The sequence below is a fragment of the Curvibacter microcysteis genome, from assembly GCF_028649455.1.
Lineage (GTDB): Bacteria > Pseudomonadota > Gammaproteobacteria > Burkholderiales > Burkholderiaceae_C > Curvibacter > Curvibacter microcysteis.
In genome coordinates this window covers 182,924-208,343 of record NZ_JAQSIO010000005.1, presented here as the reverse complement: position 1 = coordinate 208,343, position 25,420 = coordinate 182,924, and the positions used below count along the sequence as shown (strand labels likewise).

The window sequence follows — 25,420 nt, the reverse complement described above, 5'->3', positions numbered from 1 at the left end:
CCCGGTGCGCGGTGGCCCCGGGGCATCAGGTGTTGGCCGCGCCGAGCAGGCAGCTCAGGGTGGCCACAACGGTCAGGCGAAAGCGCATCGTCAGCCAGGGGCGCAATTGGGGCGAGGTCCAGGTCTTGCGGTCGACCAGGTAGCAGGCCACCAGCAACAGGGCCAGCAGGGGCAGGCCCGCATAGACCGGCATGACCACGGCCACCCAGGCCACGATGGCGGGCACCACGCCCCAGATCAGGTGGATGCGCGGCGCGTCCTCCCCTTGCTGGAAGGCAATGCCCCAGTGGATACCGCCAAGAAACGAGGTCACGGTGGCCGCATAGGCCATCAAGGCCAGGGCCACAAAAGGCATCAGGTCGGGGGTGACCAGCCACATCAACAAGGCCAACAGTACGAAAGGCAGCAGGCCGGCATAGCCCAGGCGCTCGATGGTGACTGACAGCGGGGTCGCGCCCGCCGGGTGGGGAGTCGGGACAGAGGTGTTCATGCCCTGAATTGTGGCTGCGTTTGCGCCCGCCCATGCAGGGGCGGGGCATTCTGGGGGGCCAGGTGTTGCGTGGCGGACTCAGCGCAGGGGGGCGTCCGCCCAAGAAACCCGCGTCGCCTTACTCTTTGCTGTTGGCGCTGGGGTTGCTGGCCTGGGCCAGGCGCTGCTCGATCTGCTGGGTGTTCAGGGCGCCGGGCACGCGGCTGCCGTCGCTGAAGATCACGGTGGGGGTGCCGGTGATCTTGTACTTGCGGCCAAAGTCCACGTTGCGGCCCAGAGCGGCCACGTCGCAGGTGCCGGTGGGCGCGGCTTTGTCGCGCACCATCCAATCCATCCAGGCGGCGGCCTTGTCCTTGGCGCACCAGAGGTTGCGCGACTTGTCGGCCGAGTCCGGACCCAGGATGGGGTACAGGAACAGGTAGACCGTCACGTTGTCGACCTTGGCCAGGTCTTTCTCGAAGCGCTTGCAGTAGCCGCAGTTCGGGTCTTCAAACACCGCGATCTTGCGCTGGCCGTTGCCGCGCACGATGGTGAAGGCGTCGGCCAGGGGCAGGGCGCTGAAGTCCACCGCCGTGATCTTGGCCACGCGTTCTTCGGTCAGGTTGCGTTGCTGGGCGGTGTCGATCAGCTCGCCTTGCAGCAAGTAGTTGCCCTTGGCATCGGTGTAGTACAGGTCGTTCCCGACCTGCACCTCGAACAGGCCCGCCATCGGCGTCTTGCGGATCGCCTCGATGTTTTGCAGCTGGGGCAGGCGGGCGGCCAGGTTTTTGCGGATCACGGCGTCTTGGGCTTGGGCGCTGACGCAGACACCGGCCAAGGCCAGCGAAGCCAGCAGCCAACGGGACGAAGAGGAAAAGGTCATGGTAGGTCGGTGGTGAAGAGGGCGGCTTGCCGGACGGCTGGGCTTCAGGCCAGGCCCATGGCCAGGCGCGTCACCCAGTTTTTCAGGGGGCCACTGCGGTCGAACTGGTTCATGCCCCAATTGCGTGCACTGGGCAGAAGGTTTTGGGGGTGGTCGAACAGCAGTTGCAAGCTGTCGCTGGCCAAGCCCAACGCCCAAATGCCGGCCTTGCGCTCGCGCTCGTAGCGGCGCAGCAGTTTGGGGTCAGCCACACTGCGCCAGTAGTCGCGCTCGCGCAGGATGCGGGCCAGCGCCGCCACATCGCCCAGCCCCAGGTTCAGGCCTTGGCCTGCCAAGGGGTGAACCGCGTGCGCGGCGTCGCCAGCCAAAGCCCAGCTGGCGCCAGGCTTGCCGGCCGCGCTGGGCATGGGGCCAGTCCAGCGGTCGGCCCGGCTTTGCTGCAGCGGCCAGCTGGCGCGCTCGCTGCTCAGTTGCAGCGCGCCCGCAGGCAGGCCCGCGGCGGCAGCCACGCGGTCGGCAAAGTCGGTTGGAGGAAGAGACATCAGTTCGGCCACATCGTGGTGGGGGACTGACCACACCAAAGCCACAGAGTTCCCTTGCGCACCATTCAGGGGCAAAAATGCCATCACCTGACCCGGCAGGAACCACTGCTTTGCACACTGTTGGTGCACTTCAGGCAGCGTCAGGCGGGCGGCAATCGCGGTGTGCGGGTAGGGGGTGGTTTGGTAGTTCACACCAAACTCTTCGCGCGTGCGGCTGGCGCGGCCTTCGCACACCACGGTCAAGGCGGCGGCTCGGGGGCTGTCCACGCACTCGATCTGGGGCTGAAAACCCACGGCGTCGGCCAGCCGCGCTTCGAGGGCGGGCACATCCACGATCCAGGTCAGGGCCTCGGTTTGCTGCGCTTGGGCGCTGAAATGCACGCTGCCACCCTGGTCGCCATAGACGCGCATGTCGGTCACCGGGGTGGCGGCTTGGGCGTCGGGCCAGCAGCGCAGCGAGGCCAGCAGCTTTTGCGAGGCGCTGTTGAGCGCATAGGCCCGCACATCGTCGGCAGGCGGCACGGCGGAGCCGCTTCGGGGCGGGGCCACCAGGGCCACGCGCAGGCGTTCACGGGCCAGCAGCAGGGCCAGGGTTTGGCCGACCACACCGGCGCCACGGATACACACATCAAAGGCTTGCGTCATGGAGAGGCATTGTAGGAGGCGGGCACAATCGCATTTTTAAGCTGTGGCAACACTTCATCGGGCCCAAGGGGCATGGGAGGCTGGCGCAGCGCTGCGACGGGCCGGTGCGCCCCAAAGAGGTATGGCATGGCTGATTTGACGCCCGAGCAGGGCGATGTGCAGGGCGTGATCGCTCGATTGTTTGTCCACCCCGTGAAGTCCTGCGCGGCGGTCGAGGTGCAGGAAGCCTGGCTGCTGGACACCGGCCTGGAGCTGGACCGCGCCTGGATGGTGGTGGACCCTGAGGGGGCCTTCGTCACCCAGCGCGAGCTGCCCCGCATGGCGCTGATTCGCCCCCAGCTCAAAACCTATGAAATGGTGCTGCGCGCCCCCGGCATGTTGGCCCTGCATGTGGCGATCGACGAGGTGGAAGCCCCGGTCAGCGTCCAGGTCTGGGACGACCAGGTCAAGGCCTTTGACATGGGCGCGGTGGCCGCCCAGTGGTTCACGGATTTTCTGGGCCGGCCGCTGCGCCTGGTGCGCTTTGACCCCGAGCAGCAGCGCCTGTCCAGCCTGAAGTGGACCGGTGGGGTGGCTGCGCCCAACCAATTCAGCGACGGTTTTCCGGTGCTGCTCAGCAGCGAAGCGTCGGTGGCCGACCTGAATGAACGCCTGGCCGCGGCCGGTCATGCCCCGGTGGGGGTGGAGCGCTTTCGGGCCAATGTGGTCCTGGGCGGCTTCGAAGCCTTTGACGAGGAGCGGCTGGAGGACCTTTACATCGGCACCGAGGACGGCCCCAGCGTGCTGCGACCGGTCAAGCCCTGTGCGCGCTGCCCCATCCCTGACATCGACCCGCAAAGCGCGCAAAGCAGCCCGGAGGTGGGCGACACCTTGCGCGGCTTTCGCAGCGACGACCGCGTGGGCGGTGCCATCACGTTCGGCATGAACGCCATCGTCACCGAGGGGGCCGAGCGCATCGTGCGCGTGGGCCAACCGGTGTGGGGGCGCTACCGCTTCGATTGAGGCCGCCCGCCCCGGGGGCTCAGGCCACCAAGGCGAGGGCTTCTTCTTGGGGGGCCTGCGCGGCCAGCGCATCGGCCAGGCTGAACCGGGGCGGTTCGATGCCATCGATCAACCACTGAAACAGCCGGTCGACATCGACGGCCTGGATCAACAGCTTCCCCTGGTTGGCCTTGATCACCTGGCGGGTCAGCATGGACTGGCTTTGCAGGGCCAGCGGGCTGGGCTCCAGCGCCGAGGCCTCGAACGGGGTCACGGCGTGCAACTCGTCCACCAGCAGGCCCAGGGCCTGGCCGCCGTGGCGCAGGATCATCACCTGGCTGTTGGGGGTGCGCTCGGCGCGCTGGCCGTGCAGCAACTGGCCCAGGTCAAACACCCAGATGTAGCTGGCCTTGCCTTGCGGGCTTTGGCTTTCGCGCAGGCCCAGGATGCCAATCTGGCCGCTGCGCACGCCCATCGAGGTGGTCCGCACTTCGCTGAAGGACACCGCTTCCTGCACGCATTCGGCGGGCAGGGCCATCAGGCTGCCGTCGCAGAAGAAGGTGGCGAACTCCAGGCCGCTGTCGGTGGCGGTGTCGTGCTCGATGTAGAAGTCCTGGCTGCGCTGGGCGGTGCGGGCGCCGCGCACCGGACCGAAGTGGCGGTAGACCACGGCGATCACGTCGTCCCGGTAGCCGTCCTGGGTTTTGAATTCCCGGTAGCCCTTGGACACCGAGCAGGCCTCAATGGCGTACTCCTCCAGGTGAGTGCAGACCCGGGCCTGGCTGCTTCCATTGGCCAGCGCGGTTTGCGAGCCCGGCAGCGCCAGGACCGAGCCCACTGGGTGCGCCGTGCTGGTGCTGGCCAGCACGCGGCCCTGCCGGTTCACGAACAGGGCTTGCATGTGTTCGCGCCCGCCCAGGCCGCTGAGCAGCATGTTGTGCAGCTCCGGGGTGGAGTCGAACACGATGCCAATGCCGCCCACGACCCGATCTTCATCGTCGGGGTGGCGGATGGCCGCGTGGTAGACGTAACTGGGCTGGCCCCCGTACCAGGGCGTGTTCTCAAAGGGGCTGACGTGGTAGTGCTGGGGCGAGTTGAGTGCCAGCACGGCCGCCAGGTCGCGGGCGTCCAATGACTGGCCGACGAAGGCCTGACCTGCTTCGCTGGTGGCGGCGAGGATGCGGCCTTCGGCGTCGTAGACAAACAAGCTGGTGTAGACCGTGTAGAGCGCGTGGATGGTGTCCAGCACCGAGCGCATGCGCTCGGCCGCGTCGGGTGGGCCTTCGGCCAAGGCCTGGCGCAGCTCGGGGCTCAGGGCCCACCAGCGGCAGTCGTCCGAGCGCTCGTACAGGTTGCGGTCCAGCAGGTCAACCAGCAGGTGGGCGGTGAACTCGGCGTCCAGCAGCGAGGAGCCCAGCACGGTTTGGTACAGGTCGTGGATGGAGTGTTCGAACAGCTCGTTGCTGCGGTTGCCGGTCTCGCTGATCTGCTCCAGCACGGTCTTGAGCTTTTGCATGTCGCCATGCTGGCCGGCGGTCATGACCTGGCCGTTCCAGACGATGCGCTGGATGTGGCGCGCGGCCACCACGATGTCGTGCAGCGGCGGGCAGAAGCGGTCGGCGTGCGAGAGCAGACCGGCCAGCAGGTCCGGGTCCAGGCCGCTGACCAAATCCCGGCTTTGGCTGCTGAAGGCCACGTCCAGCGGGATCATGGCCTGGCCCAGCCAGCCCGTGGGGCCGGGGTAGCCCTGGTAACCGGCTGAACTGAAGGTGCGCACCAGGTACTCGCGCCCCGCGTGCATGAACAGCCGAGGCGACTGGTCCAGGTTGACGGGCACGCGCACGCCCACGGGCATCCACTCCGGGTCGGCGCTGGCGATCACGCGGTGGCTGTCGTCCAGCAGCAGCAGGTTGGTGCGGTGGGCCGGGTCCCCGTGGGATTCAAAGATGCCCGCCATCTCCTCTTCGAAGTTGAAACACAGGCACAACACGCCCACCACCGCGCCAGTGTCGGGGTGGTGCATGCGGCGCGAATAGATCAGGGCCTGGCGTTTGTGCGGTCGCAGGTCGCTGGCGCGGAAGGTCTCGACGTACTGGTCGCTGGCCAGGGTCTGGCGCAGCAGTGGGTCGGTGCTGTGCTCCAGCGGGCTGCTGGGGTCGATCTGGGCCAGCACATGGCCTTCGGTGTCGAGCAGGATGATCTCGTCATACACCGTGTATTTGTTGCGGTACTCGCACAGTCGGTGGTGGATGCGCCCGCGTTCCTCGTGCAGGCCCGCGACAAAGCTGCACAGCTCGCGGTCGGTGGCCAAAAAGCCCACGTCGGCGGTGCGCTCAAACAGGTTGCGCACCACGATGTCGATCACGTACTGCGCGGTGGTGCCAATCTCGGTCAGCACATGGCTGATTTTTTGCTGCACCAGGCTGTGCACCAGCTCTTTTTCCAGCTGGGCAAAGCTGCTGCGCGTGGCCGCCATGGTGGGCAGGATGGCGCGGGCTTCCTGGGGGCAGTTCATCTTGGCCGAGGCTTCGATGATGCGCCACATCAGGTTGAGCTCTTGCAGAGAGCGCTCGCAGCGGCCCACATCGCGCATGTAGGGCAAAAATACTTCGGACTGGCTGGCAGTCAATGCCGAGGTGCTCATGGCAGATCCTTTGGTGTCTTCGTTCGCGTCCCGCCGCATTAGCGTTGGGTTGCTGGTCTTAAGCAAGACTTATGCTAGCCCGTCGATGGGGCCCTGATTTGGTGCATGGCTGGGGCGCGGGTGGCTGTGCCTTGGCCTGAGGCAGCCCTGGCGGGTGGCCTTGCGCCGATCAGTACAATTGGCGCCAGTTTCCCCAGGCAATTGCAGGCATCAAGCCTGACCCGGTGGCGCTTTGCGGCCCGCTGGGAGGCTTGCCGACCGGCTGTGCCCCGCGCAGATCCGGCACCTTGAGCGGGTCCGTGTTGGACCCGGTGGTGCACCAGGGGTCGATTTAAACCAAGGAATTTCCATGAGCCTCAAATGCGGCATCGTGGGCCTGCCCAACGTCGGCAAGTCCACCCTTTTCAACGCGCTGACCAAGGCTGGCATCGCGGCCGAGAACTACCCCTTCTGCACCATCGAGCCCAACGTGGGCACGGTTGAAGTGCCGGACCCGCGCCTGGACCAACTGGCTCAGATCATCAGCCCCGAGCGCATCGTGCCGGCCATTGTGGAGTTTGTGGACATCGCGGGCCTGGTGGCCGGTGCCAGCCAGGGCGAAGGCCTGGGCAACCAGTTCCTGGCCCACATCCGCGAAACCGACGCCATCGTCAACGTGGTGCGCTGTTTTGAAGACGACAACGTGATCCACGTGGCGGGCCGCGTGGACCCCATCTCGGACATCGAAGTCATCCAGACCGAACTCTGCCTGGCCGACCTGGGCACGGTCGAGAAGACCCTGCAACGCTCCATCAAGGCCGCCAAGTCGGGCAACGACAAGGAAGCCGCCAAGCTGGTGCAGGTGCTGACCCGCGTGCAAGCCACCCTCAACGAAGGCAAGCCGGTGCGCACCCTGGACCTGAGCAAGGACGACCTGGTCGTGATCAAGCCCCTGTGCCTGATCACCGCCAAGCCCGCCATGTTTGTGGGCAACGTCAGCGAGGACGGCTTTGAGAACAACCCGCTGCTGGACCGCCTGACCGAGTACGCCAACAGCCAGAACGCCCCTGTGGTGGCCATCTGCGCCAAGATGGAAGCCGACATGGCCGACATGAGCGACGAAGACCGCGCCCTGTTCCTGTCCGAGCTGGGCCAGGACGAGCCCGGCCTGAACCGCCTGATCCGTGCCGGCTTCAAGCTGCTGGGCCTGCAAACCTACTTCACCGCCGGTGTGAAGGAAGTGCGCGCCTGGACCATCCGCGTCGGCGACACCGCCCCGCAAGCCGCTGGCGTCATCCACGGCGACTTCGAGCGCGGCTTCATCCGCGCCCAGACCATCGCCTTTGACGACTTCATCGCCTACAAGGGCGAGCAAGGCGCCAAGGACGCGGGCAAGATGCGCGCCGAAGGCAAGGAATACGTGGTCAAGGACGGCGATGTGCTGAACTTCTTGTTCAACGTCTGATTCGAGCAAGCCATTTCAGGCGATTGCAGCTGCTTGCAGGCGCATCACTGAAAACGACACAAGGCCCCGTAGATACGGGGCTTTTTCATTTCAGCTCGTTGCATGCAACGCTATCTACAGTTGCCCCCCTACACCCTTGAACTTCTCAACAAAGGCAGCGATCTTCTGGAAGACAGTCTGCTTCTTGGTCAGAAATTGCGGGTTCAATGGGCTCATCTTGGGCAGAACCGCGTTGAGCTCAGTGCCGTTCTCGCTGGCGAACTCACGCTTGAGTGAGGTGGTGATGTATCGCTTGGCGGCCTCAGCGTTGAGGCTCTCGGTGTTGATCAACTCCTGCGCTTCGCGCTGCTGCGCCGCTTGAGCAAACTTGAAGAACGCATCGATCACGCTGGCCTTGTCACCGATCTGGTCCAAATCGGTCTGGTTGATGAAGTCCACCACCAAACTTTCTTTCGCGCGGTTGCCCAGGCTGGCGCGAATCACACGCCGCACTTCATCCACCAGTGCCAACTTGCTCTTGGTTTTCTTGTTGTGCTCGAAGATCAGTTCCAGGATGTAGTCCAGGTTGATTTCCTGTGACTTCAACAGGTCCACCTCAAAGACCACGTCATCCCAGTCAATGGTGGACTTCTCTTTCTCGGCCCCCGCCTTCTCACGGCGTAGCCAGTCGCGCACGTCGTTGTAGGTCGAGCGATAGTCCTGAACCTTCCGCTCGGGCGGGAGCGTGATGGCTTGCAGCGCAGTCAGATCTTCATCACTCAGGTAATGCTTGGCCTTGAACGCCTCAACTGCGGCAGGGTCGGCCAGATCGACGCTTTGCAGCTCCTTCAAGCTGGCAAATTCGTCATAGTTCTGCAGCACGTTCTCGACGCGCAGGTACTCGCCGAACAGCTTGGCAAAGGCTTTCTTGTCCGACTCCTTCTCAATCGCAGCAGGGTTGGGGAAGCGTGCTTCCAGTTCCTGCACCACATCCATGAATCCCCGCCGCGCCTCACCGGTGGCCGCATCGGTGAAGCCTTCCATGTACTCCTTGTAGCTCTTCTCCAGCACCACGTTCTTGGTGTTCGTGTCACCGAACAGGGTGATGGCGTCGATGGTCGCCTGTTCCAGGTCGCGGAAGGTGACGATGTTGCCGAAGGTCTTGGTGGCGTCAAAGATGCGGTTGGTGCGCGAGTAAGCCTGCATCAGGCCATGGAAGCGCAGATTCTTGTCGACAAACAACGTGTTGAGCGTGGGGGCATCAAAGCCAGTCAGGAACATGCCCACCACGATCAGTAAGTCGATCTCCTTGGCCTTCACCTGTTTGGCCAGATCGCGGTAGTAGTTCTGGAAACCGTTGCTGTCCACGCTGAAATTGGTCTTGAACAGCGCGTTGTAGTCGGCGATGGCCGTGCTCAGGAACTCCTTGGCGCTGCTGTTCATGGCCGAGACATCGAAGCTCTCGTCCTGAATGTCGCCAATCGCGCCCTGCTCTTCGTTGGCCGCGAACGAGAAGATGGTGGCCACCTTTAGCGGCTTGTCGCTGGTCTTCTGCAACTCCCGGAAGCTCTCGTAATACAGCTTGGCTGCGTCCACGCTGCTGACGGCAAACATGGCGTTGAAGCCCCTGTTGCCAGCTTGCAAGCGATGAGTCTTCTGGCGGAAGTTATTCAGGATGTACTGGGTGATTTCGCGGATGCGGTCCGGGTGCAGCAGGGCCTGCTTGTTCTCCGCCGCACGGAGTATCTGCTCATCTCTTTCGGCTTCAACCGTCTTGAACTGCGGGCGCACATCGTTGTAGTCCACCTTGAACTTCAGCACCTTCTCGTCGCGGATCGCATCGGTGATCACGTATGAGTGCAGCTCACGGCCAAACACACTGGCCGTGGTTTCGGCACCCAAAGCGTTCTCCGGGAAGATGGGCGTGCCGGTGAAGCCGAACTGGCAGAACTTCTTGAACTTGCTTCTAAGGTTCTTCTGGGCTTCACCAAACTGGCTGCGGTGGCACTCGTCGAAGATGAACACCACTTGCTTGCCGTAAATGGGCAAGTCCGTCTCGCTCTTCATCAGGTTGTTGAGCTTCTGGATGGTCGTGACGACGATCTTGTTGTCGTCCTTCTCCAGATTGCGCTTCAGGCCTGCCGTGCTGTCCGAGCCATTCACGCTGTCAGGTGAAAAGCGCTGGTATTCCTTCATGGTCTGGTAGTCCAGATCCTTGCGGTCCACCACGAAGAACACCTTGTCGATGAAATCCAACTCGGTGGCCAGGCGCGCTGCCTTGAAACTGGTCAGGGTCTTGCCGCTGCCGGTGGTGTGCCAGATGAAGCCTCCGCTTTCTGTCTTGCTCCAGTTTTTGGCCTGATGACTGCTCTTGATCTTCCACAGAATGCGTTCCGTGGCAGCGATCTGGTAGGGCCGCATCACCAGCAGCGTGTTGCTGACGTCGAACACCGAGTAATGCAGCAGCACATTGAGCAGCGTGTGCTTCTGGAAGAAGGTGGCCGTGAAGTCTTTCAGGTCCTTGATCAGCGTGTTGTCCGACTTCGCCCAGTTCATGGTGAAGTCAAAGCTGTTCTTGTTGCGCTGCGTGGTGTTGGCGAAGTAGCGGCTGTCGGTGCCATTGGAGATCACGAACAGCTGCAAATACTTGAACAGGGACTGTTCGCTGTTAAAGCTCTCCTTGCTGTAGCGGTGCACCTGGTTGAAGGCCTCGCGGATGGCCACACCACGCTTCTTCAGCTCCACCTGCACCAGCGGCAGGCCATTGACCAGAATCGTCACGTCATAGCGGTTGGCGTGGCTGCCCGTCTGCTCGAACTGCTTGATCACCTGCACCTTGTTGCGGGTGACGTTCTTCTTGTCCACCAGATAGATGTTCTGGATGCGGCCGTCGTCAAAGACGAAGTCGTGGATGTAGTCGTCGTGGATCTTGCGTGTCTTCTCGACGATGCCGTCACTTGGCTTGTCCAGCCAGGACTCCACGAATCGCAGCCATTCGCTATCGGTGAACTGCACGGTATTGAGTGCCTGCAGTTGCACGCGCACGTTGGCCAGCAGGTCAACAGGGGTCTTGAGGAACGAGGCGAACTCGTAGCCCTGGTTGACCAGATCCTGTATCAGCTCGCGCTCCAGATCGCTTTCGCTCTGGTAGCTCTCTGAAGCCTTCCACTCCCGGGTGTACTGCTCGAGAACGATGAAGTTCTTGGACTCAGCGATGGCCTTGTAATCAAACATTCTCGGCCTCCTGCTTTTTGAAGCGGTAGGTTTCGCCTAAAAATGAAACCAGCTGAGCAAGCCTTTCCTTATCAGATTCTTCTATCTCAGCCACTTCTTCACCTGAGTGTGCAGAATGACTAGACAGATTCAGAATTCTGTTTGCGAATGGGTCCGGCACACCATCTGAAGTCGTCTGAAGCAAATCTTCCCATCGTAGATAGCCCAAGAATGTCGCCGTCTTTTCGAGAATGTTTCTCAAAAAGTTGAAGTGATATTTCTTTATCTGTCCGTCCTTTATGGCGGATCGCAATTCGGCCAGCAAGAACAAGTGATAAGAGAAAGGATGGTCATTGGATGTGATCAAATCAAAATTGCCATCGGCCTTCTTCTCTAGCCTGTATTTCTCAGATTGCCCACGCTTATAAATCCAGGATGAAGTGCCATCCTGATTGCGTTTTTTTAGATCGTTGTTAAGTTCATTGTGCAAAACGTTGTAAAAAAGAGGGCTGTGCGTTGTTATTACAAACTTCAATCCTTTGCCCTCAACATAAGCGCTTTTTTTGATTAGCCCAGCCAAATCAACAGCAAGTTCTATGAGATGGCCGTCATCCAACGAACTTACCGGATCATCAATAAAAACATACTCCAAGCTATTGAATTTATCGGTAACTCTATTTGCTATATTGGCCTCATTGCGTATTAGTACAGCCTGCTCTAAAAGTGTATACGCAACACTCCAAATAAAATTACTTTCTTCGCCTTTAGAGATTTTAATTATTTGGTATTGACCCTGAATTGGGGCGTCGACAACACTCGCGCCCGAATCGGTTTGAGCGGCGATAACAGGCCTATTGATAGGCACCTGGAAAGAAATTTCAGAAAAGGCTGGAACGACCAAGTCAACCTCTTGTTCGTCAAAATTTCTAATCTTCTTCGTATATCTTTGATTAAACACCGGATTGATATTGCTGCTCGTATACCGTTGAAAGTTTGATGCAATGTTGCCATCTTCACCCAACTCTTGGAGTAGCGTGATCAGCCAGTCCGTAAAAGTATTCGGTTGAACCTTAAGCTTGGGTTCAACGTCGCTGTCTAAGTCGTTATCCCAGTAAAACAAGTCTTCAGTGAATGCGTTGTAATAAAGTATCTTGTTCCGCGGGGGGGCTATTTCTCCTCCATTGTGGTCCTCGGAGTTCTTTGGTGCAATCAAATCCTTGAACGCCCGGGATAGCCGAGTTTTGCCTGATCCATTGAATGCATAGATTAGTTGCACCTTTTTGTTAGCATTTTGCAGCTGTTGTGCAATCTGCACGAGTGTCTTTCCCATGTTATGCCTTCACCTCTTCCGGCTTTGGAAAGCTCATCAGTAGATCACGGTAGTATTCGTATTGCTTTTGGCGTAGCTCGATCTCGTGAGGCAAGCCTGCAGTGAGGGATGTTGTTAGGGTGTGGAACTTATCAAGGATGCCCGCAATTCGCTCTTGCTCCCGCATTGATGGAAACGGGATTTTCAATCCTTTTAGAAGGCCGCCCGTCACTAGTGGCTGACCTCCTCCCACCGCATACTGATTCAGATTCATGTGCGTTAGCTGATGAAACGCGAAGCGAATATTCCATTCATCTTTAGGGCGAACTATGAGAGTGTTATCAGATACGTCAAAACTACCCGATACCGCATTGACTCGCCCAGCGTTTGCGCCGACTCGCGCAACGAGAAGCACTTCGCCCGAGTACGCTGCTTCGCTAGTGAAGCCAATCAGCCCCGTCGATCCATAGACTGGGACAGGACCATCTGCAACTCGATCCTTATTTCGCCCTGAGGCGATACTTTTTGTAACTTCTTCCAGAGTTTTCCACTCAACGTCACTATCGTCAAAACTTAATAACTCATCACGATAGTAATGGTATTGCTCTCTTCGGGCAGTCAGCTCGGCGTGAAGTTGAGCGGTAAGCTCGGTGAAGCTGTCCAGTAAGCGGACGATTTCGGTTTGGATTTTCAGCGATTTTTTGGGATTTTTCGGGCAGGGGATTGGGATCAAAAGCGGCGCAACGTCACGCGTGTTGAAGTATGGTACTCCGCCACCCTTTGCAAGACCCTGAATTGCTGATTCATTGTTTTTCAAGAAATAATAGAGAAACTTATGAAGCAATTTAATCTTTGGCGACAAGAGGAAAACATTATTGGCTAGCCAGATTGGGGTTGACCAATAGTTGACGTGGCCTGCATATGCGCCGTGCGACGTAATGGTGATGCTCACGGGCCCGAAGTTCCACGTGGAATGCGATCCGACTTCCGTTTTGCTGGCGGTCACTATTGGATATGGGCCGGGGATAATGTTGGTTGGCTTTAGCTGCTCGCCTCGCTTGAAGTCAACGACATCTGTCAGAGGCATCCATTCCACCCCAACGCCATCCAGAAGCTTTTCCAAATAGTTCGCTTGGCTCATGCTTCGAACTCCTGTCCCTCAATCTCCGCGACGATGGCATCAATGTCTTTTCGCAGTTGGTCGATTCTGGTCACCGCGGCTTTCAGGTCGGTATTGAGCTTGACGATATTTACTACCTCGCGGTTGTCCTTCGCATCCACATAGCTGCTGACCGAGAGGTTGTAGTCGTTGGCAGCGACCTGTTCTAAGGGAACGGTCTTGGCAAAGTGCTCAATGTTGGCCTTGCTGTCGAACGCCACCATGATCTGCTCGATATGCGATTCCAGCAGTACGTTGTTATTTGTTTCTTTCTTGAATAGCCCACTGGCATCGATGAACTGAGTAGTGGTGTTCTTCTTGTTTTTTGCCAGTACCAGAATGTTTACGGCGATAGTGGTCCCGTAAAACAAATTGGGGGCAAGCGAGATCACGGATTCGACGTAGTTGTTATCCACCAGATACTGGCGGATTTTCTGCTCAGCACCGCCCCGGTAAAAGATGCCGGGGAAGCAGACAATCGCCGCGCGGCCTTTGCTGGAAAGGTAGTTCAGCGCGTGCAGCACAAAGGCAAAGTCGGCCTTGGACTTGGGCGCGAGCACACCGGCCGGGGCAAAGCGTTCGTCGTTGATCAGCGTGGGGTCGTCGCTGCCGATCCACTTCACCGAATACGGCGGGTTGGAGACGATGGCATCAAATGGCCGGTCGTCAGCGAAATGCGGCTCTTCCAGCGTGTTGCCCAACTGGATGTTGAACTTGTCGTAGTTCACGTTGTGCAAGAACATGTTCATCCGCGCCAGGTTGTACGTGGTGTGGTTGATTTCTTGCCCAAAGAACCCGTCTTCGATCAGGTGTTGGTCGAAGTGCTTCTTAGCTTGCAGCAGCAGCGAGCCGGAGCCGCAGGCGGGGTCATAAATCTTGTTGACGCTGGTTTGCTTGTGCATGGCCAGCTGGGCGATCAGCTTGGACACATGCTGCGGTGTGAAAAACTCGCCGCCCGACTTGCCCGCGTTAGCCGCGTAGTTCGAAATCAGGAATTCGTAGGCGTCCCCGAACAGATCGATGTGGCTAGCATCGAAACCGCCGAAGTCCAGCTCCGCCACGCGCTTGAGCACTTTGGACAGTCGATCGTTCTTGTCTTTGACGGTGTTGCCAAGGCGGTTGCTGGTGGTGTCGAAATCAGCAAACAGGCCTTTGATGTCGCGCTCGGAGGGGTAACCGTTGGCGGAGGCTTCGATAGCGGCAAAGATGTTGGCCAGATCGGTATTCAGGCTTTCATTGGTGTTGGCGTTGGCCGCGATATTGACGAACAGCTGGCTGGGGTAGATGAAGTAGCCCTTGGTCTTGATGGCGTCATCTTTGGCGGCCGCGATGTTCGGATCACTGTCTGCCATGGCGGCGTAATTGACAGAGGGGTCGCCGCCGGTGATGTAGTCGATGAAGTTCTCGCTGATGAAGCGATAGAACAGGGTGCCCAGTACGTATTGCTTGAAGTCCCACCCATCGACGGCACCGCGGACGTCATTGGCGATATCCCAGATCTTGCGCTGTAGGGCAGCGCGTTGTTCGTTACTTGTCATCTTAAAAGTCCAGTTTTGATTCGTTGGGTCCGGCTCAGGCTCGATGCTTGAACTGGAGGAAATGGGTTGTTACGGCAAGAGGGCCGCGTTCTATCTCCCTGCTTTTGTCGCCTTGGGTCGATAGAAATCCTTGCTTCTTCAGGCGGTTGCCGACGTATCGCCCAGCTTCTATCACCCATCTATCGCCGATAGAACACAGGTTGTCCGATAGACTGTTCATGCCACCGCCCAGTACCGCCGCCAGCGGTTGTTGCCCTCAAACCGGACGTCCCCGCGCTCGATCAGCTCTTCCAGCGCGCGCTTGACTTGCTTGGGATGGATTTCACCGCCGACGCGCTGGTGGATGTCGCTGATGGCTGACCTGGGGTAGCGCTGCAGGTCTTCCAAGACCAGTGCGGCCAGGCGGTGTGGCTCAATGCGCTTGAGGGTGGTCTCGCCGGTGAACTGGAGGCTGCGCAGCAGGCTCGGGTCAACAAAGTAGCGCGTTGCCTGGGTGCGGCCGGCGCTTTGCACCAACTGCCAGTCCAGGAGCCGCTTGAGCCAAGGTTGCAATGCTTCAACCGATGGCAGTTCAAGCGACGTTGCCAGCTCGCGCGCCGTCAGGGCATCGTGCTGCGCCAATAGGCCCAACGCGATCCGCTCGCGCTGCGTGAGCTGATAGGTCTGGTCTGCCTTCGCAATGAAGTCGATGATCTCGGGCTTGAGGATGCGGCGGCGCACCGTCACCTGCACACGGTCGTGGCTCTCGATCAACTCGGGAGCCGGGCGGCCTTGTGAGAGCAGCACCTCGAAAATCTTGTCGAAGCCACTGCCTTCCCGCTCCATCAGTTTCAAGTCATGGAACAGGCGTGCCAGGTGTTCGTTACGGCGTACCGTGGTGTGGAGCACGTTCTGTGGCGAGACGCCCAGCGGTAGCGGTCCAGGGTTGACCATTTCCAGCCGGTCTGGATGCAGGTTCAAAAAAATGTCACCGCGCTGGGTGTAGGGACGGTGCACCAACGCGTTGACCAACAATTCGCGCACCACGATTTCATCAAAGGCAGGCACGTTCTGGCGGTACAGGCCATCGGGCAGCTCGTAGCGCTCGCGGAAGTCAGGCACCTCCTGCCAGACTACTTCGATCAACTCCATCGGGCTTTGCGTGTGGTCGTCCCACACCAGCTTGTTGACCTTCTGCCCGTGCTCGTCGTACTTGATGAACTGGATGACTGGAGCGGTGGTCAGTTGCGCGCGATGATGCTGGCGACCGAGACTGAGCACGCCCAGGTTGGTGAGGTTTGGTCCTTGTGCGAGCTGATAGTGATCGAGCAGTTCGTCGTCAGACTTCTCCTTCACGGACGGCTTGACGCGATCCGATGCGCGCAAGGCTGCAAGCAGCTTGTCGCGTTTGGCGACATCAATTTCGGTACGTGGAACATGCAAGGTGGTTTGCGTTTCCCACGGCAATGCGGAACGCTCACTGGCGAGGCGCATCACGTCATCGCCCGTCACGGGCTTGCTTTGATCGGCTACGCGCAAGAAGTAGCGGCCGTCCGTGGTGGATGCAACGGCCATGGCGCGCGGAATGCGCAATTCGATGTACTGGCCGCCATTGGGCGCGAGGGTGACATCCGGCAGCACCGTCACGTTGACCGTGCGCTTTGCCAACTTGCGGCGCAATGTGTCAGGCAGGTCTGGAGGGATGCGCTGGTCGGCTGGGGGCTCGCTCTGCCCATCCTCAATCCCCAGCAGTAGACGGCCACCCGTTGCATTGGCAAAGGCAATGCAGTCCTTAGCGATTTCGTTCCAGTCCGCCGTCTTGCCGGTCACGGCCCGCAAGGACTTCTGGTCAAGGAGTTGTCCTTCCAAGCTCACTTGCTACCTTCCTCTGCTGCGCTTGTTGTTGTTTGCTCGCCCACCGCTTGATTTCACTTCGGCTTCTGCCGCTATCACCGACTCGACCGCATCGGGGCGCTAAAACCTCCGCTGCGGTCTGAGGTGATGTGGCGGGGTTTCATGCGCGTTGGTCTTTGACAAAAAGTGCCTTTATAGTCCCAACATGGTTGGATGACCTTTCTCGCAACGATCAAAAGTGCCGACGCTTGATAACGAGCCTCTGTCTGAGTTTGCGCAAGACGTTGGGTTGGTCGTCCAAGTCTAACAGTGGGAGCCGCACTGAGGATCCGGTCATGCCTGTCTTGATTCCGCCTTTTGAGGCGACTTGCGGTGCCGTCGAGCTGACTCGAATTTCTGCGGATCTCTGATTTTCATGACACGCTAATAACCCCAAAAAAACCGTCACCGTGCCGTTGGCTCAATGATCGAACGGTACGGGCCGCTGGTGAAGGGGCGCGTTGGTAGCGCCCGCCCCCTTTTTTGTTTCCAGTCCCGCGATGAACCCCTCACCCGACCTCAGCATCATCATCCCCACCTTCCGCCGCGAAGCCATGTTGCTGGACGCGGTGCACAGTGCGCTCGCGGTGCCCGGTCTGCAGGTGGAGGTCTTTGTGCTGGACGACAGCCCGGAGGGCAGCGCCCGTGCGGTGATCGAAGGGTTGAACGACCCGAGGGTCAGCTACCTGCTGCACCAGCCGCCCACCGGCGGCCACCCGGCGGTGCTGCGCAACCGGGGCGCTGCGCTGGCGCGGGCGCCGCTGCTGTACTTTCTGGACGACGACGACCGGGCCTTGCCTGAGGCCTTGGCCCGGGCCTGCGCCCAGCTCAGCGCATCGAGTGCCGGGGTCTTGATCAGCGCGCCCCAGCCCTTTGGAGAGGATGCGCGCCGGGTCGAGGAAGAGCGGGCCTATTTCGAGCAGGCCGTGGCCTGGCTGGCGCGGGGGCCGTCCTCGCTGCGCGTGGTGGCCCGCCTGTTGTTCGGGCCGGCCTTGCTGGTGTGCAGCACCTGTGTGATCCGGCGTGAGGCTTTTCAGGCCACGGGCGGCTTCAGCACCACCATGCCGGTGTACGAGGACATTGATTTCTTCATGCGCGCCGTGCGCCAGGCCGGCCATGTGGCCCTGGCCGAACCGGTGGTGGCGCGGCGGGTCGGCGGGCCCAGCCTGATCAGTGCCTGCACGCGGCCTCAGATGCTGGCCGCCTATGCCGAGTCGCAAAGCACTTACCGGCGTCAGCGCGGGGTGCTGGAGTTTTACGCGCTCAAGCTCTGGCAGCGGCTGGGCCGCTGAGCCAACCGACGGAGCGGCGCTTCACTCACCCGCGCTCAGCGCCCCTTCGATCAGCACCTGTTGGATCAGTCTCCGGTCCAGTGCGAGCCAGATCAGGATGGGGGCCAGCGTGGGCAGCAGCAAGAAGCCGATTTGGTAACCCGCACCGATCAGGTTGGTGTCGAAGGCATCAAAACGGGTTTGGCTGCGCGTGGCATCGGCCATGTGCACGCCCAACTGCAGCAGCCAGGTGAAGCACACACCCCAGGCCTGGAAGGGCAGCAGCATCAGCCAGCCCAGCGGGATCTTCCACCAGCACCCGGGCGAGCGCACGGCCAGGAACAGGGCTGCCAGCAGCGGCGCGCCATAGGCGTAGGTCAGCACATTGGCTTCGGGCGTCACGTCGGCCAGTCGGCCGCCGGGCATAGCCACGCTCAGGCCTGTCAGCAGCACCTGTTGGGTGCCTTGCAATTCAGAGCCATGAACCCAGAACGGGAACAGGTTGTGCATGGTGAACTCGGCCAGCCAGGCCGGCGCCAGCACCACATAGTGGCGGCCCGCATACCACAGGGCCAGGCAGGGCACCAGCCAGAGCAGGGCCCGCACAAAAAAGCCGCTGATGACGCTGAAGCCGGGCTTCATGGGGCGACCCCTGAGGGCGCGTCATTCAGGTGTTGGCGGCGAAAGTCCTGCCGCGCCACCCAGCGCATCCAGACCAGCCAGACCACCAGCACGTCGAGCATGATCAGGGCTTGCCACAAGTACAGGTGGGCAAACTCAAAAGCCTGGGTGTTCCAACCCGCCAGGTAGAACAGCGAGATGATGCGCAGCAGGTTCAGGGCCTGGATGGCGACAAAGCCCAGGGCCAAGCCCACCAGCTTGGCCGACCAGCGTGCCGGGTAGGCCAGCAGCGCCGCCAGCAGGATCAGGCAGGCTTCGACCCCGTTGCAGCCGGCCTCGATCGAGACCCCGATGCCCGTCTTGGCGTTCTGCAAAATCTTACCGTACGACACCACATTGGCATCAAACAACTGCACCAGGAAGGCGCTGGCGCTGGCCAGGAAAGACGTCCAGGGCAGGACCAGCCACTGCTGCGCCGGTGGGGTCAGTTCGCCGACGAACAAGGCCACCAGCAGGGCCAGAAAAATCAGAAAAAAACGCACCATGGGGCGGTGCCCTCCCTCGGAGTTGCAGAGCGCTGACTGTAGCGCACAGTGGCCCGGGCGGGCACCTGCATTGCTCTAACGGAGGCTCAGTTCGGGAACAGGTACAGCAGCCCCACGGTCATGCCCAGGTAGCGCAGGAACTTGCCGATCAGCATCCAGCCCACGCAGGGCCAAAACGGCAGGCGCAGCCAGCCGGCCACGGCGCACAGGGGGTCGCCCAGCAGGGGCAGCCAGCTCAGCAGGCAGGCCTTGGGCCCCAGGCGCTGCAGCCAGCTCAGCACCCGCAGGTGGTGGGGCGAGCGGTGGTAGTGGTCCATCGCCTTGTGGGCGCCGTAGCCCATCCACCAGTCCACAGCGCCGCCCAACGTGTTGCCGGCGGTGGCCACGGCGATGGCGGGCCAGAACAAATCCGGGTTGAGCTTGAGCAGGCCGAACAAGGCGGGCTCCGAGCCCAGGGGCAGCAAGGTGGCCGAGATGAACGACACCACGAACAGCGTGCTCAGGCCCAACTCGGGCAGGGCCAAGAGGTGGAGCAGGGTGTCGATCCAGGCTTGCATGGGCGCTCAGTATAGGCATCGCGCAAACCCCTTGTTGGGGGTGGCGGAGGCGGGCCAAAAGCCCATTTCAATTGCTGAAAAATTAAGCAGCTACAATCATGCCTCATTTTTCAGCATGCTCCGGCATGCAGCACCTCTCCCCCCGTCACCCGCAAAACCTGCCTGATCCATGCAGATTGGTCACCTGTCGCTTGAAAATTCCTTGTTTGTGGCCCCCATGGCGGGGGTCACGGACCGGCCTTTCCGACAGCTGTGCAAATCGCTGGGGGCGGGCTACGCGGTCAGCGAGATGGTGACCTCCCGCCGTGATTTGTGGAACTCCCTGAAGACGTCCCGCCGCGCCAATCACGAGGGTGAAAAAGAGCCGATCGCGGTGCAGATCGCCGGCACCGAAGCCCAGATGATGGCCGACGCTGCGGTCTACAACATCGAGCGCGGCGCCCAGGTGATCGACATCAACATGGGCTGCCCGGCCAAGAAGGTGTGCAACAAGTGGGCCGGCTCGGCCTTGATGCAGGACGAGTCGCTGGCCCTGTCCATTGCCGAGGCCGTGGTCGAGGCCTGCGCGCCGCACCGCGTACCCGTCACCTTAAAGATGCGCACCGGCTGGTGCCAGCAGCACAAAAACGCTTTGGTGCTGGCCAAGGGCTTCGAGTCGGTGGGCGTGCAAATGCTGACCGTGCACGGCCGCACCCGCGAGCAGGGCTACAAAGGCCAGGCCGAGTACGAGACGATTGCCGCCGTCAAGGCCGCAGTCGCCATCCCGGTGGTGGCCAATGGCGACATTGACAGCCCGCACAAGGCGCTGGAGGTGCTGCAGCGCACCGGGGCCGATGCGATCATGATTGGTCGCGCCGCCCAGGGCCGGCCTTGGATCTTCCGCGAGATCGCGCACTTCCTGGCCACGGGCACGCTGCTGGCGCCGCCCCGCGTGGCCGAGGTGCGGCACTGGCTGCTCGAGCACCTGCAGGAGCACTACAGCCTGTACGGTGAATTCACCGGCGTGCGCTCGGCGCGCAAGCACATCGGCTGGTACGTCAAGGGCTTGCCCCAGGGCGAGGACTTGCGCCAGCAGATCAATGGCATCGAAGACAGCGCCCAGCAGTGGGCTGCGGTGGCGGGGTATTTTGACGCTTTGGGCGACCGGATGGAGCGCCTGCCGGAGTGGGCAGGTGCGGCCGCTGTGGGCGTGGACGAAGAAACAATGGAAATCGCTGCATGAGCAATAAGAACATCGAAGACTGTGTCCGTGACAACCTGCTGGAGTACTTCCGCGACCTGCACGGCGAAGAGCCCCACGGCATGCACGACATGCTGATCCGCTTGGTCGAAAAGCCGCTGCTGGAAGTGGTCATGGCCCAGGCCGAGCAAAACCAGTCGCGCGCCGCCGAATGGCTGGGCCTGAACCGCAACACCTTGCGCAAGAAGCTGCTCGAGCACCAATTGCTCAAATGACTTTTTGAACTGCAGGTGGCCCGGCTCCGGCCTGGTCACCACCCCCTTTCCACATTCCAACCAGAAGACCTCGCATGAACGCACTCCTCTCTGTTTCCGACAAGACCGGCATCGTCGAATTGGCCCGGGAACTGCATGCCCTCGGCATCAAGCTGATCTCCACCGGCGGCACCGCCAAGCTGCTGGCCGAACAAGGCCTGCCGGTCACCGAAGTGGCTGAAGTGACCGCCTTCCCTGAAATGCTGGACGGCCGCGTCAAGACCCTGCACCCCAAGGTGCACGGCGGCCTGCTGGCCCGCCGCGACGTGCCCGAGCACATGGCCGCCCTGGCCGCGCACGGCATCGACACCATCGACCTGCTGGTGGTCAACCTCTACCCGTTTGAAGCCACCGTGGCCAAGCCCGGCTGCACGCTGGAAGACGCGATCGAGAACATCGACATCGGTGGCCCGGCCATGGTGCGCAGCGCCGCCAAGAACTGGAAGGACGTGGGCGTGCTGACCGACGCGTCGCAATACGCCGGCGTGCTGGCCGAGCTCAAGAGCGCCGGCAAGCTGACCGACAAGACCCGTTTTGCCCTGTCGGTGGCCGCCTTCAACCGCATCAGCCAATACGACGGCGCCATCAGCGACTACCTGTCGGCACTGAACTTTGAAGAAGGCAACAACACGCCTTCGCAGCAGTTGTTCCCGGCCCAGAGCAATGGCCGCTTCGTCAAGCTGCAAGACCTGCGCTACGGCGAGAACCCGCACCAGCAAGCCGCCTTCTACCGGGACCTGTACCCGGCGCCGGGCTCGCTGGTCACGGCCACCCAGGTGCAAGGCAAGGAACTGAGCTACAACAACATCGCCGACGCCGACGCTGCGTGGGAATGCGTGAAGAGCTTCGACGCGCCTGCCTGCGTCATCGTCAAGCACGCCAACCCCTGCGGCGTGGCCGTGGGCGCCAACCCGCTCGAGGCCTACAGCAAGGCTTTCCAGACCGACCCGACCTCGGCCTTCGGCGGCATCATCGCCTTCAACCGCCCGCTCGACGGCGTGGCCGCGCAGCAAGTCAGCAAGCAATTTGTGGAAGTGCTGATGGCGCCTGACTTCAGCGTCGAAGCGCTGGAAGTCTTCAAGAGCAAGGTCAATGTGCGCCTGCTCAAGATCGCGCTGCCCACGGGTGGCAGCACCGCCTGGGACAAGGGCCAGAACCTGGTCGACGTCAAGCGCATTGGCTCGGGCCTGCTCATGCAGACCGCCGACAACCACGAGCTGCAACTGGCCGACCTCAAGGTCGTCACCACCAAGCAGCCCACGGCCGAAGAACTGCAAGACCTGCTGTTCGCCTGGAAGGTCGCCAAGTACGTCAAGAGCAACGCCATTGTGTTCTGCAAGGGCGGCATGACCATGGGGGTGGGCGCTGGCCAAATGAGCCGCCTGGACTCGGCCCGCATCGCCAGCATCAAGGCCGGCCACGCCAGCCTGAGCCTGCAAGGCACGGCCGTGGCGAGCGACGCCTTCTTCCCCTTCCGTGACGGCCTGGACGTGGTGGTGGACGCAGGTGCCACCTGCGTGATCCAGCCCGGTGGCTCGATGCGCGACCAGGAAGTGATCGACGCCGCCAACGAGCGTGGCGTGGCCATGGTGTTCAGCGGTGTGCGCCACTTCCGCCACTGAGGTCTGACGCAGCGGGCCCTGGCCTGCTGCCCCCGGACGAAAAAAAGCGGCCTGCGGGCCGCTTTTTGCTTGGACGTGTCGGCTGCGCGGCCGACGCGTGTGGGGTGCTCAGCCGGCGGCCAGTTCCTTGAACACGGCGCGCGCGGCAGCCACGGTCTCGGCGATGTCGGCCTCGGTGTGGGCGCCGCTGACAAAACCGGCTTCGTACAGCGCTGGAGCGATGTAGACGCCACGGTCCAGCAGGCCGTGGAACAGGCGGTTGAAGCGCGGGCTGTCGCTGGTCATGACTTTGGCGTAGTTCTGCGGCAGCTCGGGCAGCAGGAAGAAGCCGAACATGCCACCCTGGCAGTCGGCGCTGAAGGCCACGCCTTCGGCCGCGGCAGCGGCACGCAGGCCGTCGACCAGGCTTTGGGTGCGGGCCGACAGGGCTTCAAAAAAGCCAGGCTTGCGGATCTCGCGCAAGGTGGTCAAGCCGCAGGCCGTCGCCACCGGGTTGCCCGACAGGGTGCCGGCCTGGTAGACGCCGCCCAAGGGCGCCAGGTGTTCCATGATGGCGCGCGGGGCGCCAAACGCCGCCAGCGGCATGCCGCCACCAATCACCTTGCCCAGCACCGTGATGTCGGGCTTGAAGCCCGGGATGGACTGGGCGTACACGCTTTGCGCGCTGCCCAGCGCGACGCGGAAGCCGGTCATCACTTCGTCCAGGATCAGCAGCGCGCCGTATTCGGTGCACAGCTCACGGCAGCGCTTCATGAAGGGCACCGAGGCGCGCACAAAGTTCATGTTGCCGGCGATCGGCTCGATCATCAGGCAGGCCAGTTCGCGGCCGTGCACGGCAAAGGCTTCTTCGAGTTGGGCGATGTTGTTGAACTCGAGCACCAGGGTGTGTTGCACCACTTCAGGGGGCACACCCGCGCTGGTCGAGGTGCCAAAGGTGGCCAGACCGGAACCGGCCTTGACCAGCAGCGCATCGGCGTGGCCGTGGTAGCAGCCTTCAAACTTGATCAGCTTGCTGCGGCCGGTGGCGCCGCGCGCCAGGCGGATCGCGCTCATGCCGGCTTCGGTGCCCGAGCTGACCAGGCGCACCATGTCCATCGAGGGCATGAGGCCGAGGATTTCTTCGGCCAGTTCGATTTCGCGCTCGGTTGGGGCGCCGAAGGAGAAGCCATCCAATGCGGCCTTTTGCACGGCTTCGAGCACGGCCGGGTGGCCGTGACCCAGGATCATGGGGCCCCAGGAGCCGATGTAGTCGATGTAGCGCTGGTCGTTGGCGTCCCAGAAGTAGGCGCCCTCGGCGCGCTTCACAAAGCGGGGCGTGCCGCCCACGGCGCGGAAAGCGCGAACCGGCGAGTTCACGCCGCCGGGGATGACGCGCTTGGCGCGTTCGAACAGGGGCAGGTTCAGATCAGTGCTTGGTGTCATGGGGTGGAATCACAAAACCGGCCAGCGGGTCGCTGGGCTCGGTGGGGTCGTCGTCTTCTTCGTCGTCTTCGGGCTGAGCCCAGAACAGGCGGTCGGGCACCACATGGCCCATGCCCGGTCGAAAGCCCGAGTCCAGGCAGCGGTCCAGGTAGCTCAAGGCTTCGCTGGTCGCCTCGCCCAGGTCCATGCCCGTGGCCAGCAGGGCGGCCAGGGCCGCGGACAAGGTGTCGCCAGCGCCGGCAAACACCGCGTCAAACAGTTCGAACTGCACATGGCCCAGCGTGGTCTGCGGGCTGGCCAGCACGTTGTCCACATGCTGGTCGGGCAGGGGGATGCCGGTCACCAGGGTGTAGGGCACGCCTTTTTCAGATGCCGCCGCGGCGATGTCACGCGCGGTCGGCGAGCGCTCATGGCTCCAGTCGGGCAGCAGCCAGCGCCACAAGGTGCTGTGGTTGCCGACCAACACCGAGGTCTGGGGCAGCAGCAGCTCAGCAAACGCATCGAGGTAGCTGTCGATGCGGTCTTCTTCCCACCACGACAGGTTGGGCATGTAGGCCACGAGCGGGATGTCTGGGTAGTCGGCGCTGATGCTGGCGATGGCGCTGATGTTTTCCGGGTCGCCGACAAAGCCCACCTTGATCACCTGCACCGGCATGTCTTCCAGGGCGGTGCGGGCTTGCTCGGTGACGACTTCGTCGTCAAAGGCCGCGTGGTCAAAGATTTCTGCCGTGTCTCGGATGTACGCACCCGTGACCACGGGCAGCGCGTGTCCGCCCACGGAGGCGATGGTGGTGATGTCGGCCCCCAGGCCACCCGCGCCGCTGGGATCGCTGCCGTTGAACACCATGACACAGGCGGGCGTGCCTTCTTCGTCAGAGGTCAGAAGGGGGGATTCGGGGGGGGTGAACGTGGTCATGAAGTCCGGAAAAGGGCAGCCTTTGCAGGGTGGCAGAACCTGCCGCAGGACTCGATACAATCGTTGCATTCTAATTGAAGGCCCTTTAAGCTGTGACTGATAATAAAACTTGGATGTGTCTTATTTGCGGTTGGATTTACGACGAAGCGACAGGCTCGCCGGAAGAGGGCATTGCCCCCGGCACCCCCTGGGAACAAGTCCCCATGAACTGGACTTGCCCCGAGTGCGGCGCCCGCAAAGAAGATTTTGAAATGGTCCAGATCTGACAAGCTGACTCCCTTGCTGGCGTCGAAT

The 25,420-nt window shown here is 61.5% G+C and carries 21 protein-coding genes; 7 read left to right on the top strand and 14 right to left on the bottom strand.

Going from position 1 to position 25,420, the window contains the following annotated elements; all coding sequences use genetic code 11:
* Positions 1 to 25: 25 nt before the first annotated feature.
* The 3 genes from PSQ39_RS15095 to PSQ39_RS15085 all read right to left on the bottom strand — a co-directional run bounded on the left by PSQ39_RS15095 (position 26) and on the right by PSQ39_RS15085 (position 2,539).
* On the bottom strand, positions 26 to 490 hold the full coding sequence (locus PSQ39_RS15095; RefSeq protein WP_273927650.1) for a DUF3429 domain-containing protein: 465 nt from the start codon (positions 488 to 490) through the stop codon (positions 26 to 28).
* Between the two features lie 118 nt (positions 491 to 608).
* Positions 609 to 1,352: a DsbC family protein gene (locus PSQ39_RS15090; RefSeq protein WP_273927649.1), complete on the bottom strand. Its 744-nt coding sequence runs from the start codon at positions 1,350 to 1,352 to the stop codon at positions 609 to 611.
* A 44-nt stretch (positions 1,353 to 1,396) separates the two neighbouring features.
* Entirely contained in the window at positions 1,397 to 2,539 is a 1,143-nt protein-coding gene (locus PSQ39_RS15085) for an FAD-dependent monooxygenase (protein ID WP_273927648.1), read from the bottom strand.
* Between the two features lie 126 nt (positions 2,540 to 2,665).
* Between PSQ39_RS15085 and PSQ39_RS15080 the strand changes: the two genes are divergently transcribed.
* Complete coding sequence (locus PSQ39_RS15080; protein ID WP_273927647.1) at positions 2,666 to 3,541, top strand: MOSC domain-containing protein; 876 nt, start codon at positions 2,666 to 2,668, stop codon at positions 3,539 to 3,541.
* 19 nt (positions 3,542 to 3,560) lie between these two features.
* Here the strand turns inward: PSQ39_RS15080 and PSQ39_RS15075 are convergent, their stop codons facing one another.
* A complete protein-coding gene (locus tag PSQ39_RS15075) occupies positions 3,561 to 6,164 on the bottom strand; it encodes a chemotaxis protein CheW (RefSeq protein ID WP_273927646.1) in 2,604 nt (867 codons plus the stop codon).
* A 349-nt stretch (positions 6,165 to 6,513) separates the two neighbouring features.
* Here PSQ39_RS15075 and ychF point away from each other — a divergent pair, with 349 nt between their 5' ends.
* A complete protein-coding gene (ychF, locus tag PSQ39_RS15070; protein ID WP_273927645.1) occupies positions 6,514 to 7,608 on the top strand; it encodes a redox-regulated ATPase YchF in 1,095 nt (364 codons plus the stop codon).
* Between the two features lie 114 nt (positions 7,609 to 7,722).
* On the opposite strand, the gene PSQ39_RS15065 is transcribed toward ychF, so the two are convergent.
* From PSQ39_RS15065 to PSQ39_RS15045, 5 genes are all read right to left on the bottom strand, one after another.
* On the bottom strand, positions 7,723 to 10,821 hold the full coding sequence (locus tag PSQ39_RS15065) for an HsdR family type I site-specific deoxyribonuclease (RefSeq protein ID WP_273927644.1): 3,099 nt from the start codon (positions 10,819 to 10,821) through the stop codon (positions 7,723 to 7,725).
* The gene (locus PSQ39_RS15060; protein WP_273927643.1) at positions 10,814 to 12,115 is read right to left on the bottom strand and encodes an AAA family ATPase; all 1,302 of its coding nucleotides are present in this window, start codon (positions 12,113 to 12,115) and stop codon (positions 10,814 to 10,816) included. The genes PSQ39_RS15065 and PSQ39_RS15060 overlap by 8 nt, the downstream gene beginning before the upstream one ends.
* A gap of 16 nt (positions 12,116 to 12,131) precedes the next feature.
* The gene (locus PSQ39_RS15055) at positions 12,132 to 13,250 is read right to left on the bottom strand and encodes a restriction endonuclease subunit S (protein WP_273927642.1); all 1,119 of its coding nucleotides are present in this window, start codon (positions 13,248 to 13,250) and stop codon (positions 12,132 to 12,134) included.
* Positions 13,247 to 14,806, bottom strand: coding sequence for a type I restriction-modification system subunit M (locus PSQ39_RS15050; RefSeq protein ID WP_273927641.1), 1,560 nt, complete (start codon positions 14,804 to 14,806; stop codon positions 13,247 to 13,249). The genes PSQ39_RS15055 and PSQ39_RS15050 overlap by 4 nt, the downstream gene beginning before the upstream one ends.
* 216 nt (positions 14,807 to 15,022) lie before the next feature.
* The gene (locus PSQ39_RS15045; RefSeq protein ID WP_273927640.1) at positions 15,023 to 16,660 is read right to left on the bottom strand and encodes an ATP-binding protein; all 1,638 of its coding nucleotides are present in this window, start codon (positions 16,658 to 16,660) and stop codon (positions 15,023 to 15,025) included.
* 518 nt (positions 16,661 to 17,178) lie between these two features.
* Between PSQ39_RS15045 and PSQ39_RS15040 the strand changes: the two genes are divergently transcribed.
* Positions 17,179 to 17,970: a glycosyltransferase family 2 protein gene (locus PSQ39_RS15040; RefSeq protein ID WP_273927639.1), complete on the top strand. Its 792-nt coding sequence runs from the start codon at positions 17,179 to 17,181 to the stop codon at positions 17,968 to 17,970.
* Between the two features lie 21 nt (positions 17,971 to 17,991).
* On the opposite strand, the gene PSQ39_RS15035 is transcribed toward PSQ39_RS15040, so the two are convergent.
* The 3 genes from PSQ39_RS15035 to PSQ39_RS15025 form a co-directional block, all read right to left on the bottom strand.
* A complete protein-coding gene (locus tag PSQ39_RS15035; RefSeq protein WP_273927638.1) occupies positions 17,992 to 18,591 on the bottom strand; it encodes an exosortase H-associated membrane protein in 600 nt (199 codons plus the stop codon).
* The gene (gene xrtH / locus PSQ39_RS15030; protein WP_273927637.1) at positions 18,588 to 19,115 is read right to left on the bottom strand and encodes an exosortase H; all 528 of its coding nucleotides are present in this window, start codon (positions 19,113 to 19,115) and stop codon (positions 18,588 to 18,590) included. Before xrtH ends, PSQ39_RS15035 begins: the two co-directional genes overlap by 4 nt.
* An 86-nt stretch (positions 19,116 to 19,201) precedes the next feature.
* The gene (locus PSQ39_RS15025) at positions 19,202 to 19,672 is read right to left on the bottom strand and encodes a YqaA family protein (protein WP_273927636.1); all 471 of its coding nucleotides are present in this window, start codon (positions 19,670 to 19,672) and stop codon (positions 19,202 to 19,204) included.
* 169 nt (positions 19,673 to 19,841) lie between these two features.
* On the opposite strand from PSQ39_RS15025, the gene dusB reads away from it, so the two are divergent.
* The 3 genes from dusB to purH all read left to right on the top strand — a co-directional run bounded on the left by dusB (position 19,842) and on the right by purH (position 22,788).
* On the top strand, positions 19,842 to 20,894 hold the full coding sequence (gene dusB, locus PSQ39_RS15020; protein ID WP_273927635.1) for a tRNA dihydrouridine synthase DusB: 1,053 nt from the start codon (positions 19,842 to 19,844) through the stop codon (positions 20,892 to 20,894).
* Positions 20,891 to 21,127, top strand: coding sequence for a Fis family transcriptional regulator (locus PSQ39_RS15015; protein ID WP_273927634.1), 237 nt, complete (start codon positions 20,891 to 20,893; stop codon positions 21,125 to 21,127). The genes dusB and PSQ39_RS15015 overlap by 4 nt, the downstream gene beginning before the upstream one ends.
* A 74-nt stretch (positions 21,128 to 21,201) precedes the next feature.
* Positions 21,202 to 22,788: a bifunctional phosphoribosylaminoimidazolecarboxamide formyltransferase/IMP cyclohydrolase gene (gene purH / locus PSQ39_RS15010; protein WP_273927633.1), complete on the top strand. Its 1,587-nt coding sequence runs from the start codon at positions 21,202 to 21,204 to the stop codon at positions 22,786 to 22,788.
* 108 nt (positions 22,789 to 22,896) lie between these two features.
* Here the strand turns inward: purH and hemL are convergent, their stop codons facing one another.
* Positions 22,897 to 24,210 carry a glutamate-1-semialdehyde 2,1-aminomutase gene (gene hemL, locus PSQ39_RS15005; RefSeq protein ID WP_273927632.1) on the bottom strand — a complete coding sequence of 438 codons (1,314 nt, stop codon included), beginning with the start codon at positions 24,208 to 24,210 and terminating at the stop codon, positions 22,897 to 22,899.
* Positions 24,194 to 25,126: a bifunctional hydroxymethylpyrimidine kinase/phosphomethylpyrimidine kinase gene (gene thiD, locus PSQ39_RS15000; RefSeq protein ID WP_273927631.1), complete on the bottom strand. Its 933-nt coding sequence runs from the start codon at positions 25,124 to 25,126 to the stop codon at positions 24,194 to 24,196. Before thiD ends, hemL begins: the two co-directional genes overlap by 17 nt.
* A 113-nt stretch (positions 25,127 to 25,239) precedes the next feature.
* Between thiD and PSQ39_RS14995 the strand changes: the two genes are divergently transcribed.
* Complete coding sequence (locus PSQ39_RS14995) at positions 25,240 to 25,392, top strand: rubredoxin (protein ID WP_273967498.1); 153 nt, start codon at positions 25,240 to 25,242, stop codon at positions 25,390 to 25,392.
* Positions 25,393 to 25,420: the final 28 nt, after the last annotated feature.

Excerpts from the sequence above, each read along its gene's own strand:
- PSQ39_RS15080 (WP_273927647.1), top strand. The coding sequence starts at position 2,666 with ATGGCTGATTTGACGCCCGAGCAGGGCGATGTGCAGGGCGTGATCGCT.
- PSQ39_RS15055 (WP_273927642.1), bottom strand. The coding sequence starts at position 13,250 with ATGAGCCAAGCGAACTATTTGGAAAAGCTTCTGGATGGCGTTGGGGTG.
- PSQ39_RS15035 (WP_273927638.1), bottom strand. The coding sequence starts at position 18,591 with ATGAAGCCCGGCTTCAGCGTCATCAGCGGCTTTTTTGTGCGGGCCCTG.
- thiD (WP_273927631.1), bottom strand. The coding sequence starts at position 25,126 with ATGACCACGTTCACCCCCCCCGAATCCCCCCTTCTGACCTCTGACGAA.
- PSQ39_RS15095 (WP_273927650.1), bottom strand. The coding sequence starts at position 490 with ATGAACACCTCTGTCCCGACTCCCCACCCGGCGGGCGCGACCCCGCTG.
- PSQ39_RS15090 (WP_273927649.1), bottom strand. The coding sequence starts at position 1,352 with ATGACCTTTTCCTCTTCGTCCCGTTGGCTGCTGGCTTCGCTGGCCTTG.
- PSQ39_RS15065 (WP_273927644.1), bottom strand. The coding sequence starts at position 10,821 with ATGTTTGATTACAAGGCCATCGCTGAGTCCAAGAACTTCATCGTTCTC.
- purH (WP_273927633.1), top strand. The coding sequence starts at position 21,202 with ATGAACGCACTCCTCTCTGTTTCCGACAAGACCGGCATCGTCGAATTG.
- PSQ39_RS15075 (WP_273927646.1), bottom strand. The coding sequence starts at position 6,164 with ATGAGCACCTCGGCATTGACTGCCAGCCAGTCCGAAGTATTTTTGCCC.
- PSQ39_RS15085 (WP_273927648.1), bottom strand. The coding sequence starts at position 2,539 with ATGACGCAAGCCTTTGATGTGTGTATCCGTGGCGCCGGTGTGGTCGGC.
- dusB (WP_273927635.1), top strand. The coding sequence starts at position 19,842 with ATGCAGATTGGTCACCTGTCGCTTGAAAATTCCTTGTTTGTGGCCCCC.
- ychF (WP_273927645.1), top strand. The coding sequence starts at position 6,514 with ATGAGCCTCAAATGCGGCATCGTGGGCCTGCCCAACGTCGGCAAGTCC.
- PSQ39_RS15050 (WP_273927641.1), bottom strand. The coding sequence starts at position 14,806 with ATGACAAGTAACGAACAACGCGCTGCCCTACAGCGCAAGATCTGGGAT.
- PSQ39_RS15015 (WP_273927634.1), top strand. The coding sequence starts at position 20,891 with ATGAGCAATAAGAACATCGAAGACTGTGTCCGTGACAACCTGCTGGAG.
- xrtH (WP_273927637.1), bottom strand. The coding sequence starts at position 19,115 with ATGGTGCGTTTTTTTCTGATTTTTCTGGCCCTGCTGGTGGCCTTGTTC.
- hemL (WP_273927632.1), bottom strand. The coding sequence starts at position 24,210 with ATGACACCAAGCACTGATCTGAACCTGCCCCTGTTCGAACGCGCCAAG.
- PSQ39_RS15040 (WP_273927639.1), top strand. The coding sequence starts at position 17,179 with ATGAACCCCTCACCCGACCTCAGCATCATCATCCCCACCTTCCGCCGC.
- PSQ39_RS14995 (WP_273967498.1), top strand. The coding sequence starts at position 25,240 with ATGTGTCTTATTTGCGGTTGGATTTACGACGAAGCGACAGGCTCGCCG.
- PSQ39_RS15025 (WP_273927636.1), bottom strand. The coding sequence starts at position 19,672 with ATGCAAGCCTGGATCGACACCCTGCTCCACCTCTTGGCCCTGCCCGAG.